The 13,623-nt window shown below is 38.5% G+C and carries 13 protein-coding genes; all 13 read left to right on the top strand.

Annotated elements, in window-relative coordinates:
- Positions 1 to 1,089: a DNA alkylation repair protein gene (locus tag A6754_RS12870; RefSeq protein ID WP_066446199.1), complete on the top strand. Its 1,089-nt coding sequence runs from the start codon at positions 1 to 3 to the stop codon at positions 1,087 to 1,089.
- Between the two features lie 805 nt (positions 1,090 to 1,894).
- Positions 1,895 to 2,167 carry a hypothetical protein gene (locus A6754_RS12860; RefSeq protein WP_156495793.1) on the top strand — a complete coding sequence of 91 codons (273 nt, stop codon included), beginning with the start codon at positions 1,895 to 1,897 and terminating at the stop codon, positions 2,165 to 2,167.
- A 49-nt stretch (positions 2,168 to 2,216) separates the two neighbouring features.
- Positions 2,217 to 2,711 carry a GNAT family N-acetyltransferase gene (locus tag A6754_RS12855; RefSeq protein ID WP_257297636.1) on the top strand — a complete coding sequence of 165 codons (495 nt, stop codon included), beginning with the start codon at positions 2,217 to 2,219 and terminating at the stop codon, positions 2,709 to 2,711.
- A gap of 270 nt (positions 2,712 to 2,981) precedes the next feature.
- The gene (locus A6754_RS12850; RefSeq protein WP_257297634.1) at positions 2,982 to 3,713 is read left to right on the top strand and encodes a putative endonuclease domain-containing protein; all 732 of its coding nucleotides are present in this window, start codon (positions 2,982 to 2,984) and stop codon (positions 3,711 to 3,713) included.
- A gap of 299 nt (positions 3,714 to 4,012) precedes the next feature.
- On the top strand, positions 4,013 to 4,333 hold the full coding sequence (locus tag A6754_RS12845; protein WP_066446192.1) for a hypothetical protein: 321 nt from the start codon (positions 4,013 to 4,015) through the stop codon (positions 4,331 to 4,333).
- Positions 4,334 to 4,499: 166 nt separating this feature from the next.
- Positions 4,500 to 5,225: a spore coat protein gene (locus A6754_RS12840; protein WP_066446189.1), complete on the top strand. Its 726-nt coding sequence runs from the start codon at positions 4,500 to 4,502 to the stop codon at positions 5,223 to 5,225.
- 30 nt (positions 5,226 to 5,255) lie between these two features.
- Complete coding sequence (locus A6754_RS12835; protein WP_066446186.1) at positions 5,256 to 5,942, top strand: response regulator transcription factor; 687 nt, start codon at positions 5,256 to 5,258, stop codon at positions 5,940 to 5,942.
- Position 5,943: 1 nt separating this feature from the next.
- Complete coding sequence (locus A6754_RS12830) at positions 5,944 to 6,948, top strand: sensor histidine kinase (RefSeq protein ID WP_066446180.1); 1,005 nt, start codon at positions 5,944 to 5,946, stop codon at positions 6,946 to 6,948.
- Between the two features lie 93 nt (positions 6,949 to 7,041).
- Positions 7,042 to 7,725 (top strand): ABC transporter ATP-binding protein, encoded by a 684-nt coding sequence (locus A6754_RS12825; RefSeq protein WP_066446177.1) that lies wholly within the window; start codon positions 7,042 to 7,044, stop codon positions 7,723 to 7,725.
- Entirely contained in the window at positions 7,722 to 10,319 is a 2,598-nt protein-coding gene (locus A6754_RS12820; protein ID WP_066446175.1) for an ABC transporter permease, read from the top strand. The genes A6754_RS12825 and A6754_RS12820 overlap by 4 nt, the downstream gene beginning before the upstream one ends.
- 122 nt (positions 10,320 to 10,441) lie before the next feature.
- Positions 10,442 to 11,578: a DUF1835 domain-containing protein gene (locus tag A6754_RS12815; protein ID WP_066446166.1), complete on the top strand. Its 1,137-nt coding sequence runs from the start codon at positions 10,442 to 10,444 to the stop codon at positions 11,576 to 11,578.
- Positions 11,579 to 11,634: 56 nt separating this feature from the next.
- Entirely contained in the window at positions 11,635 to 12,252 is a 618-nt protein-coding gene (locus A6754_RS12810; RefSeq protein ID WP_066446163.1) for a hypothetical protein, read from the top strand.
- Positions 12,253 to 12,257: 5 nt separating this feature from the next.
- A complete protein-coding gene (locus tag A6754_RS12805; protein WP_066446162.1) occupies positions 12,258 to 13,478 on the top strand; it encodes an SEC-C metal-binding domain-containing protein in 1,221 nt (406 codons plus the stop codon).
- Positions 13,479 to 13,623 lie beyond the last annotated feature (145 nt).

Below are 13,623 nucleotides of genomic sequence, written 5' to 3'. Positions count from 1 at the left end.
ATGGCTTCTGCATTAAAAGACATCTACAATGTACCATTTATTCATAAACTTATCTCTTCAATTAAAAGTGAATATCCTCCCTTTAACGGGGAGGTATTTACTTCTGCTGTTTTTGATGATCAATGGGAGTATAGAACATTAAAAGAACGGATGCGTCATATTACGCTAAAACTGAATGAAGGCTTGCCTGCGGATTACGAAGAAAGCTTAGACTTGCTAATGAAAGTTGCACCCCATTTTAAAAATGAAGATTTGGCAGCCATTATTTTTCCAGACTATGTTGAAGTATTTGGCTTGGATCACTGGGAGCTATCCATTGCAGCCTTGGAACATTTCACTATGTATTCGACATCTGAATTTGCCGTCCGTCCGTTTATCCTGAAGGATCTAGACAAGATGGCAAAACAAATGGAGAACTGGGCAGTCTCACCTCATGCCAATGTTCGGCGTCTGGCAAGTGAGGGAATTCGTCCCCGTCTCCCTTGGGGAATGGCCCTTCAGCCGTTAAAAAAAGACCCATCTCCTATTATTCCCATCTTTGAGCTTTTGAAGGAAGATGAGTCTTTATATGTTCGTAAAAGTGTAGCCAATAATTTAAATGATATCTCAAAGGATCATCCAGAACTTGTCCTTCAATTAGCGCAAAGCTGGATTGGTTCACATCCTTATACGGACTGGATTATCAAACACGCTTGCCGAACGCTTTTAAAAAAGAGCGATCCTGCTGCTCTAGCCTTATTCGGATATTCAGGTGCAGAAGGATTATCTGTTCAAAACTTAAGGATTGAAAATGAAACGATCCATATTGGAGAAGAACTTCAATTTTCCTTTGCCACCGCCTCAGAGCGAAACGAAGCAACCATGATCCGGTTGGAATACCGTATCCACTATGCAAAAGCACTAGGCAAACAATCCGCTAAAATATTTAAAATAACGGAAAATACCATCTCGAAGGATAAACCGCTTCTGTATAAAAAGAAACAATCCTTTAGAAATATGACAACAAGAAAACACTATCCTGGTGATCACACGATAGCAATTCTTATAAATGGGGAAGAAAAAGCTAAGCTTTCATTTATTGTTAGGTGAGTGGAATGGGACTTGGGCTGGGTTACCGATATTTGGCGTATTACCGAGAGAAACGAAATATGAAATGCTGAAAAATGGTAATTGGGGTTATGTTATTGAGAGAAACAGGACGCGAAACCCTAGTAACTGGAAAATGGAGTCGTATAAATGAGAGAAACAGGACATGAAACCCCAGTAACTGGTAAATGGAGTCGTGTAAATGAGAGAAACAGGACACGAAACCCTAGTAAATGGTAAAAAGAGTCGTGTAAATGAGAGAAACAGGACATGAACTCCCAGTAACTGGAAAATGGAGTCGTGTGAATGAGAGAAACAGGACACAAAACCCTAGTAACTGGAAAATGGAGTCGTGTAAATGAGAGAAAGAGGACAAAAAACCCCAGTAACTGGTAAAAAGTGTCGTGTAAATGAGAGAAACGGGACACGAAACCCCTAGTAACTGGAAAAAAGAGTCGTGTTTTTTTCAAAAACAGGATATAGCCGCATTAAATGGCAAAAAAGTCTTAGAAATAAGTGAAACGCTACTCCAAAGTCCGCAAACTGTTAGCCAAGATCTAGTTACTGTTAGAACGGTGACCCAAACCACTTATAACCCAGATGAAAGTCCGCTGCCAGCGGACTTTTTTGTACTCCTGTAAGATACCGCAGCATAATAGTACATATGGAGCTGAGCTAAAATGAAAACTGAACTACCACATCAAAAATTTGCTGTATAAAAATGTATTGTACGTCTAAGAAAATATGGAACTTTCTATTTATTTCTTCGTATAAAAAGGAGACAGAGAAAGGAGGAGCAAGATTGGAAGTGCAAACAAAAGCAGCTGCTGAAATAAACATACATACAAAGGAAAACATGACAATAAAAAAGGCTCTTCAAATATACGGCATTTTTGCAGTAATAGGTATGTTTTTATCCAACTTAACCATACCTGTATCTTTAAATGAAGAGATGCAATTTTTCCTAAATGAAGAATTAAAATTATCTCCGACTGAGTTGAAGGAATTCTCAGTTTTTATCGTTGTAAATGCTTGTGTTTTCTTTGGGGTGATTCATACGGTTTTTAGAAAGAGGTCATGACACTGTAGTTTGTAATGGATTTCAAAGGAAGAGTGAATTGGAGGAAGCTGTGATAAAAATCAGACCTATTACCATGAACGATTACAAATATGTACTCAATTGGAGTACCGATAAGACTTTTTGTCATGCAAATGGCTGGAAGATTGATCGAAAGCCAGAGGAATTATATGACTGGTGGTTCAATCAGTTGTATTATTCCTCTAGAGAATTTGTCAGATTAGGGATTGAGCAAGACGGAAAATTAATTGGATATGGCGACATGGCAGATATGAAGAACCATACTGCCGAATTGGGAATCGCGATCGGTGAAAGAATGCTTTGGAGTCAAGGAATTGGCACAAAAGCAGCGTCAGATTTGATGAAATATGGTGTAAAGAAATATGGAATAGCCAAATACACTGCTGAAACGCATGAAAACAACCAGCGTTCACGAAAAATGCTTGAGAAATTAGGATTTCAAGAAACAAGCAGAACTGGAAAGGAAGAATACTTAGGAGAATATGTTCAATTAATTCAATACGTTCTTAGGTGCAACGGGTTATAACCGATAAAGTTAGGATTCAATTGTGTATGCTGGTTCTCAGTATTTAAAGGATATAAATTGACAATTGGAAGATTTATACTAAACTAAAATAGTAATATCCGCTGACTACCCTTTGTAAATTTACCTCCATCTGCACCATTTCTTCCAATGTTCAATCAAATTAATGCAGATTAAAAGACAGCTATGCTGGATTCCAGGTTAAAAGATCTCCTGGGTAAGTTTTAGGCTCTAATAATGAAGAAGTATCTATTATGAAAAAGGAGGAATTCAATGGGATATGAAGAAGAATATCAGGCGTTTTTAAATGCTCACATGCAGGCAAGAACTGGGGAACGGCTGCGGCGCTTGGAAGAAGGCCATAGTCAGGCTGAAATGCTATTTTTGAAGCAAGTGTGGTGGCCGATATTTTATCAGTTCAAGTACCTTCATCCAGAATATGAAATAGATGATTTCAAGGACGGCAAAAGGTATTTGGATTTTGCTTATATTCGCCCGGGAATTCGGATATGTTTTGAGATTGACGGGTATGGGCCTCATTTAAAGAACATAAGCAGATGGCAATTTGCTGACAACCTTGATCGTCAAAATCAGTTAGTGATTGATGGATGGACTGTGATTCGCTTTTCTTATGACCAAATAAAAGAGAAGCCACGCCGCTGCCAACAGATTGTTCAGCAAATGATCGGCCAATGGCTGGGTGATGAGTTCGATGAAACATCCTTGTCCTACGCTGAAAAGGAAGTAATCCGGTTAGCAGTTCGTAAAGGAGAAGCCATTTCCCCTAAAGAAGTTCTACATTATATGAAGTTAAGTGATAAAACTGTCAAAAAAGTGCTTTCTAACCTAGTTGATAAAAAGCTTCTGATTCCCGCATCAGGTCAAAAAAGGGTCCGCACTTATCGACTGGGGGATAAGGTGAAGGCTCCTATCTGGTGTACTATGGAGTGTAGGGATCAATCTAGGGTTTATTATGGATTGAGGGATCCATCCTGGATAAAATAGACGGAAGAATTCCGCTTAAATCGTAAAATCACGGAAAAAGTGATGAAATAGACGGAGAAATTCCGACTAACAACCCAAAAAACATAAAAATAGGCTGTTTTCCGCGAGATAGTCGGAAAACCTCCGCTTATTTTCCCCGAAAATAGCTCATTTCAGCAAATAACGGTAAAATCTCCGCTTATTTCACTATCAGGCTGCAACAACCACCCCCCACTCTCGATATAAACCCATTCCTCAATAACCTCGACTTCAACTCCGTTAATTGGGCAAGCTAAAGAAAAAACAGGAGCGATCTCATAATGCCAAGAAAAGCTGAGAAATCTGATGAAACAGAAACTGATACGCTTCAGCCCAATGAACAGCAACCTAACAGCGCTCAAGATGAAATAGAGCATTTAAACAAAATGCTTGGTGAGGTCTTAACCTATCTCTCTGATGATGAGGTTGAAGAGATCGATATTGAATATTTGCTCAAGAATACAGAAGGACTTCGTGATTGGTGGGATGGGTTTCGGGAGAGAAATCGCAAATCCATTGAAAAAGAAATAATGAAATCCCTCGGTACGCTGCCTATAAAAGAATTAGAAAATATCCGGGAACAAATTAAGGCTAAATCATAAGGCATTCAATTCTAAAAGTCTGCTTTTTGGACGACATTTTGTTACATAGAATTACTAAATTCCCTTACCTCAATGCTTAATTTTGGTTATCGAAACAAGTGAATAACAAACCGGAAAATCTTCATAATAACAAGGTAACACTGAAACTTAAAAGGGAGGTAATATCATGGACATCCAACAACAAGGCCAACAAATGCATCAAAATATGCACACAGGTACTGTACCGCCGCAAATGAACCATGGTGGACATGAGGTTTTTGACTTAAATGAAGTACTAACTGCAGGGGTTGGCACGATTAATCAATTTGTCATGCTAAAGGAGCAAGCACAAGATCCTGAACTGATTAATATCATGAATCGCCAGCATGCTTTCCTTGTTCAAGAGTATAATACAACTCTTGAGTGCTTCAAAACAGGTCAAGATCCTCAGGTACCGACACAAACGTATAATATGACGCAAAACAATGATTTTATTTATGGTTTAACACCAAGAGCGCCTAAGAAACCATTCCAGTCTGCAACTGAAATTAACGATGAATACATTTCAGGGTGCCTGCTGCATGCACATAAGTCAGCTGCATCTCAAAAAACAATGTCTGCACTGGAAACAACAAATCCAGTCGTGCGCAGAGTGCTGGCAGATTCAGTGCCAAATTGCATTGAAATGGCTTATGAGCTATCGATTTATCAAAACAAGAATCACTACTACCAAGTTCCACAATTGGCAGCACAGGATATGCAGGCTTTAACAAATGCATACGCTCCAGCTGCAGCACCCAGCAGCAGGGCAAATGCCTATGAACAACCAAATGAAGCATTAATCAACTTGCCCCTGCCCTGTGCAGGGGTATTTTATTTTAAAATAAATAAACTTTGCTTATCACTTCATTGATCCTTTATGCTAGAGGTTGAGGTGAATTAAATGGTTACGATTATGATTGTTGAAGACGACAAAACGATTGCTGCTGGTCTTGAATATACATTACAACAAGATGGTTTTGAATCCATTCTTTGTTATAATTTTGCTTCAGCATTGGATATTTTATCTAAAGAGATAGACCGTATTGACCTTTGCTTGTTTGATGTCGGACTTCCAGACGGAAGCGGCTATGATTTATGCTCATACGTGAAAGAGCGCAGTGATCTCCCGGTCATTTTTTTAACAGCTTTCGACGATGAGGTGAATGTAGTAATGGGCCTCGATATGGGCGGGGATGATTATATTACGAAGCCTTTTCGGATTCGGGAGCTGCTGTCGAGAATTAAATCAGTGCTGCGCAGATACGCTAAACAGCCGCTGAATAAAAAAACTATTGAAATTCAACATATAGTCATAAACACACTGGAAGGTAAAGTGTTCAAGAGGGAGGAAGAAGTATTTCTAACTGCACTTGAATATCGTTTGCTGCTCATCTTCAGCAATCATATTGGACAAGTGCTGTCAAGAACACAGCTGCTTGAACAGTTATGGGATGTAGCAGGTGATTTTGTGAATGATAACACCCTGACCGTTTATATTAAAAGATTGCGTGAAAAGCTTGAGGACCATCCGCAAACACCAGAAATCATTAAAACCGTCCGCGGTATTGGCTATAAAGTAGGTGAGTAGCATGTGGCGGAACAGAGAATGGCAATTATTTTTGGTTGTATTGATGACAATAAGTGTACTTATATTGGGAGCAGCCACATTTTTTTTAACAGCCGAAGCTCTTATCTACATTCTGGCAACGGAAGTTTTGCTGATTACCGCTTTTTTACTATTTACAAGGTGGCGATATCGGGAAATTGAAAAACTCACAGATTATATGCGGAAAATCAGCAGTGAAAGCATAGCATATGACATTCGTGATAATTATGAAGGTGAATTAAGCATTCTAAAAAATGAATTTTATAAAGTAACAAGGAAGCTTTCTGACCAAAGTAATTATCTGCAAAAGAATAAGCAAGAATTAACTGATGCTATATCTGATATTTCACACCAATTAAAAACTCCCTTAACGTCCATGATGGTGATGTCTGATCTCCTGAACGACAGCAACTTAGATGTTAAAAAGCGTTCAGAATTCACCCGCAGTATGACCGTACAGCTTGAACGCATTGATTGGCTTGTGTCTTCACTGTTAAAGCTATCAAAAATTGATGCCGGAACAATCCAATTTAAACAGGACCCTGTTAACGCGGCAGATGCTATTAGAAAAGCAACTCAGCCGGTCCTGATTCCGATGGATGTAAAAAATCAAACATTTGAACTCACAGGTGATGTGACAGCGACGTTTATTGGAGATGCCAACTGGACTGCAGAAGCGCTGGTGAATATTTTGAAAAATTGTGTTGAGCATACTGGGGAGGGCGGACGCATCACGGCTTCTTGCTCTGAAAACGCCCTTTTTACTGAAATCATCATCACTGACAATGGCAGAGGTATCCCGAAAGAAGATCTTCCATACATATTTAAGCGATTTTACAAAGGGAAAAATGCTGGTGATGACAGCATTGGAATAGGACTAGCCATGGCATATAGCATCATTAAAAGGCAGAACGGCTCTATTACTGTCAAAAGTGAACTTAACCAAGGAACAACATTCCATATCAAATTATATAAACAAATTCTGTAACAGCTTAAGTGACTAAATTGTCATTTTACAGTCACGGCAGAGTCATTTTAGGCAGATATACTTTATGTAAATTGAATGTTGGAGGTATATGATATGGATATTTTAAAAATAGAGAATCTGTCTAAAGTGTACGGAACAGGAGATACAGCAGTCAAAGCTCTTGATGATGTTTCTTTTTCAGTCAAAAAAGGTGAGTTCGTAGCGATTATTGGACCATCGGGCTCCGGAAAATCAACTCTGCTGCATATGCTTGGCGGTGTCGATATTCCAACAAGCGGCAAGGTGCTCGTTGACAATACCGATATTTATGGATTAAACGAATCACAGCTTGCAATTTTCAGACGCAGGCAAATTGGATTGATCTATCAATTTTATAATCTAATACCTGTGTTGACAGTGGAAGAAAATATCACGCTGCCCGTACTTCTTGATGGACATAAAGTCGACAATCAGCATTTAACTGATATTGTAAATACGCTAGGCTTAGAACACCGGCTGTCACATTTGCCGAATCAGCTTTCAGGCGGACAGCAGCAGCGTGTTTCGATTGGAAGAGCGCTTATCAGCCAGCCTGCCATTATGCTTGCAGATGAACCGACAGGAAATCTGGACAGCAAAAACAGCGAAGAAATAATGGACCTGCTGAAAATGTTTAATAAAACCTACAAGCAAACACTTATTGTGATTACACATGACGAGCGGGTGGCACTTGAAGCAGACCGCGTTATTTCGATAGAAGATGGCAGGATTGCAAAGGATGAGGTGCTTCATCCATGAATATCGTTAACAAGCTAACCATTCAGCACTTGAAACAGAATAAGAGGAGAACGCTCGTTACGATTTTTGGTGTTATTATTTCTGTTGCAATGATTGCTGCAGTGACCACTTTAGGAGTCTCTTTCCTGGATTTATTTAAAAAACAGTCCATTGCCAATAATGGCGAATGGCATGTGTCGTACGAAAATGTAAGTAAAGAACAAATACAGGCGATTCAGGATGACGATCAAACACAATCAGCCTTTTTATCGAGAGATGAGGGCTATGCCAATTTAACAGGCTCTGAAAATGAAAATAAGCCATATGTCTTTATTAAATCCTTTGATACAGATGGCTTAGAGAATTATCCAATTCATTTAAAAGAAGGCCGATTGCCAAAAGAGAGCAATGAAGCAGTTGTTTCAGAACATATGAAAACAAACGGAGGAGTTTCTTATCAGATTGGTGATGAAGTAACACTGCAGGTTGGAGAAAGAGTGAGTAATCTGCCAGACTCTGATCCTGAGATGGAATTAAAACAAACAGCTTCAGTTGTTCAACTGGACGGCGAAACAGCTGAAACGATTGAAGACACTGCTGAAAAGACATATGAGATTGTTGGTAAAATTGAAAGACCTGAGTGGGAGCCAACATGGTCGCCTGGATATACCATGATTTCTTATTTAGATGTTGAAGCAGATGTTTCAGCTGATGTATCTGTTATCGTGAAAGATATTAATAAGGACATATTTGACCATGCGGAGGTTTTAGCAAACAGTATTGGATTGGAGAAAGCATCTTTAAGTTTTAATGACAGTCTGCTCCGCTATTACGGTGTTACAGATAATGCAAACCTGCAAACTACATTGTATAGGCTGCTGGGGATTATTGTTGCAGTTATCATGATTGGTTCTGTTGCACTAATTTATAATGCGTTTGCGATCAGTGTATCTGAAAGATCCCGTCATTTAGGGATGCTGTCAAGTGTGGGGGCAACTAAACGCCAAAAAAGGAATTCCGTCTTTTTTGAGGGTTTTGTCATTGCTCTTATCAGTATTCCCCTGGGGATCATCGCCGGTTTAACAGGTATATGGATCACCTTCCTATTAATTAATGACATGATTGAAGGAGCTTTAGGCATTTCAGAAAAATTAACGGTAGTCATTACACCAATGTCAATTGTGACAGCATGCCTTTTGTCGTTAGTAACCATCTTTATTTCAACCTATTTACCGGCTGTTAAAGCATCAAAAATATCAGCAATTGATGCGATCCGCCAATCACAGGATGTAAAACTCACAGGCAAAAAGATTAAAACACCGAAACTTGTGAGAAAGCTATTTGGCATCGAAGGAGAAATAGGGCTCAAAAATTTAAAACGAAATAAGCGCCGTTATAATGTGACCGTCTTTTCCCTTGTCATCAGCATTCTCTTATTTTTATCGGTCTCCTATTTTACCGATAGCTTAAAAAAATCATTAGAACTGTCACAGGAAGGAATTAATTTTGACATTAGAGTTTCACTCAATAGCAGTAATGAAGAAAAGTCAGAACAGCTGGCAAGTATTAAAGAATTTGACTTGGTTGAGAGTTCAGTGCTGCAAAAACAAATTGATCTAAACTTTTATGTGAAAGAAGAGGAGGCGGCTCTGCCGTTTCAGGAAGACATAAAAAGCGGATTAATAGAGCTGGATGAAAAGGGAGTTCCATATTACACTTCCGTAACCAGTTTGGATGAACGAAGCTTTGAAGATTACGCAGAACAAATTGGTGTGAAATCATTTACAGATGAACCATTGAAAAGTCACCCGGTCATCTTAGTAAATACAGCACAATACGAAGACTCTGAAAGTGGAAAATTTGTCGAAACAGAAGCTGTTTTTAAGGAAATTGGTGAATCTCTATCTTTGCTTTATTATGATTATGAGCAATCAATCGAAAGTGAATTTGCAGATGTCACCATAGTGGCTGAAACAAATGAGGTTCCGATGGGGGTTAATTACGGTGGCATCGGCAGTGTTAACTTAATTACGACCGAAGAGGTTTTTAATGAGTTAGTGGCATCTGACAAACAGGAAATGGCTAATTCAAGTGTATTTCTTCGCAGTTCAGACCCGATAAAACTGCAGGAAATGATCGAAGACGCCGACGCTGATTTTTATGTTTCTAATCTGTACAAAGCCAGACAGGAGCAGGAGCAGCTAATTTTGATTCTTTCGGTCTTTACCTATGGGTTTATTGCCCTGATCACATTGATTTCAGTTGCTAATATTTTTAACACAATATCTACTAGTGTTTCCCTTAGAAAAAGAGAGTTTGCTATGCTCAAGTCAGTAGGAATGACACCGATGGGCTTTAATAAAATGATCAGCTATGAGAGTCTCTTCTACGGTCTAAAATCCTTACTGTATGGCCTGCCGCTCAGCCTTATTGTCATGTATCTGATCTATTATGCTACAACCTCATCATTTGAATATACATTTGAAGTGCCTTGGATGAATATTATTTATTGCGTTATCAGCATTTTCGTGATTGTAGGAACAGCCATGCTGTATTCAATTCGAAAAGTCAATCAGGATAATATTATTGAGAGTATTAAACAAGAGAATATATAGAGTACAGCTGAAAAAATGAGGTTCTTTTCTGACCTCAAAAACGAAGCGTCATTCCTAATTGGATATGGCGCTTTTTTACATGAGTGAGTATGGTAAAATTTATAGAAAAGGAGTGGATCGAAGTGAAAAGCAAAGTCAGATTTCCGTTCGTATATTTTTATTTGGAGCCTAATCGGGTCTATATGTATAAAATGGACTCTACGGAGTATTTAACTGTTTCGAATTGGAATCAAAATGGCGAGTGGAGATCATTTGAAATAGCTGATGAGGAAGCGTTTGAAACGTTTAAACATGAAGAGACCCAACCGCCTGAAGGATACAGTATATTCGTCAACCAGGATGTGTTGAACGATATGGTTGAAGAAATCAACAACAGTATCCAGCAATATCGCTCATTGCTGGCTTGTAAACCGTTCAGCAGAGATCCATTTAAAGAGGTGGATAGCGTACATATTGTTTCTTCCGAATCCGCAGCAGGTTCGGTTAGAGTAGGACTGCAGCATCCAAAGGCTGTTATAGGCTTTACTGAATTTCTTGCAATCGGTCCCATATGGAAGCTTCATGAGAAAAAAGGACAAGTGTATCGCAATGAATGGCTGTTTGACCATATTAATAGTGAGCAGGATGAATTTGAGGGTGGAAATAAATTTAGGAATATGCTGCGGGAGATCGAAGACATTCCAGAAACTCTGCCGATTTATATCTGGTATGGAAATGATGCATATGAACAAACATTCCTGCGGTTTATTTTATACATACTGCGGCATAAAGCAAATGTGATTTATCTAATGAATTCTGTTGAACTCTATGAGAAATACATAACCACAAAGGATGCACAACACGAATTCTTATATACATGTCATCTTGCCTCTCAAGATGTTAGGATTCTTTTTGAAAAAAGAGGAGAAGTTAAGGCATTAAATGAAGCAGAGCTGTATCAATATCATAAAGAATGGGAGACACTCTCACAGGCTAAGGGAGTTTTGCGGACTTTCCGTGACAATGAAATAATGGAAGTAAAACAGAATCACTATGATTCACTAATTTTAAATACGATCAAAAAATTACATGAGGAACAGGAACAAAAAGACTTTATTAAAACAGGCAGTGTTATTGGTGAGGTTTTGGAAAACCGTAAAGAATTTAAACATGCGGACTATTTGGAATATCGGATCAGGGACTTAATCTATACAGGGTTTCTTGAGTTAAAAGGAGTACCAAAATCGATGAGTCATTATCGTGTGAAGCTGCGTTCGTAATGTTTTTACAATGATAACTGCAAATCTTAGATCCATTTAGATGAGGGGGGATCTCGATGACCAAAAAAATAAGCGACCCTGCTCAATGGCGTGGGAGCTATTATGAACTGGAAATGCAGTATGATGGAGGCGACCAAGAAGTCATAAATGCAGCGCTCAAAACCATGGCAATGCACATGGATTTAGCTTATAAGGATAACTATGTGGAAAAACGCCAGCCTGTCCAGCTTCCAATTCAGATAAATAAAGAGCAAACATATTCGTTCATTGGAAAACTTACTTATTCAAAAACGATCACCCTTAACAGCCTTGTTGAAGTCATTCTTGATGGTGAAACAGCCTCCGTCATTGTTTCAATTCCGCTATGTGAAATAGAAGAGTACTTTTCAATTGACTATCCTTTAACCATCAAGCAAAACCAATGGTTAAAAAGAATGCATGAGATGTTCATTGAACTCTCTGTCATTATTTATGGACAATCCAAGTTTCAGCTTGCTATGATAGGCGATGAGGTTTCCGGTTATACAAGAATAGGTGAAATTAAAGGCAGTGACCTGCACAATGAAGAGATCATCTTTATTCTCCCGGTTGATCTGCAGCGGAAACTTAATGTAGAGCACATAGGAGTAGAATACCCTCATCAACTAAGAATGTACGAAGATATAATGGAGTGAAAGAAATGAGTAATAAAGTGAGCAGCAACGAAGAGAAACAACTTTTAAAGGCACTCTCCAATATGAAAGAAACGGTTATATTGGAAGAAGATAAGAGAGATAAAAAGCTATATGCAACAGTTGAATACCCTATTAGTCTGGAAGATACCCTGAGCAAGAAGACAAAAGCAGAATTAGATACCATTCGGAAATTTTACGGGCTGCAGGGACTCAGTACATTAAAAAAAGCACCATTAATAGAAGTGCTAATTGAAAGCATCGTTAATCAAATGGAATCTTTTTTGGCAAGTATTGATGCAGAGAGAATGCAGGTGATCATTAAAATTCTCCAAAATGGAGGGTATTATGCATTTACTGATTTAACTCATCAAAAGATTAGCTATTTTCGTGAAAGCGGCATAGTAGCAACAGGATCCATTAACGGAGAAAGAGTCCTTTATATTCCAGCAGATCTAGTAGAGCAGCTAAAGGCGCTTTGTGAAAGCACAGACATAAAACAAGCAGTCAAACAAAACACGGAGCTATTAAAAATCACAAAAGGAATTATTTTTTATTATGGAGCAGTCTCATACAATGAGTTACTATCGATGATTGAAAATCTGCTGAAAAAGCCAGTAAATCTGCTCATGTATTTAGAGCTTTTACTTGATCGCAGAGTATATGACTCAGAAATTATTTTTAAAGACGGTTATGTTCAGCATGATGAACTGGAAGATTTAGATAAGCTCAAAAAAGAACATAAAATGCGGCCGCATATTGGGTTTTATCCTTTTACAAAGGAACAGCTCTTTAAAGCAAGTGAACCTGGCTACATTGATCAGACCGCCAGCTATCAGCAACTGGTGCAATACATGTTGACTCACTATCCCTTGAAAAAGTCCGAAGCTGAAGACATTGTAGGAGAAATTGTACTTCTCATAAAGATTGGCAAGCAATTCGGTGAAATTCTGATTTATATACAGGAATACATCGATTTTAAGGATGTTGATGAGGTAAATGCTTTTATGAATCCTGTCATGACATTAGTCAATCATACAAAACAATGGCACTTAAAAGGCTACGCACCAAAAGAAATCCGCAAACCAAATACAAACCCAACCGCTGTGTTAGCAACATCTTCCAGCAGCAACATTATTGATATAAAATCAAGGCAAAAAAAAGTTGGCAGAAACGAACAATGCCCTTGCGGCAGCGGGAAGAAGTATAAGAAGTGCTGCGGGAAATAATATGTGCATACTTGTGAAAAATAAACTGAGCCGTTATTTCTTATAAATTTCCAAAAAAGAAAGTGTGCATTAAAAGAGTCAGTTTATTTCGCTTGTTTATGTGCAATCCAGATTATTGGATTAGATCGCTAGCAGTGAGGAAAAT

Origin of the sequence: Cytobacillus gottheilii (assembly GCF_001636345.1) — a bacterium.
In the GTDB taxonomy this organism is placed as follows: domain Bacteria; phylum Bacillota; class Bacilli; order Bacillales; family Cytobacillaceae; genus Cytobacillus; species Cytobacillus gottheilii.
The sequence above is the reverse complement of the archived record's forward strand: the minus strand, read 5'-3'. Positions and strand labels throughout refer to the sequence as shown.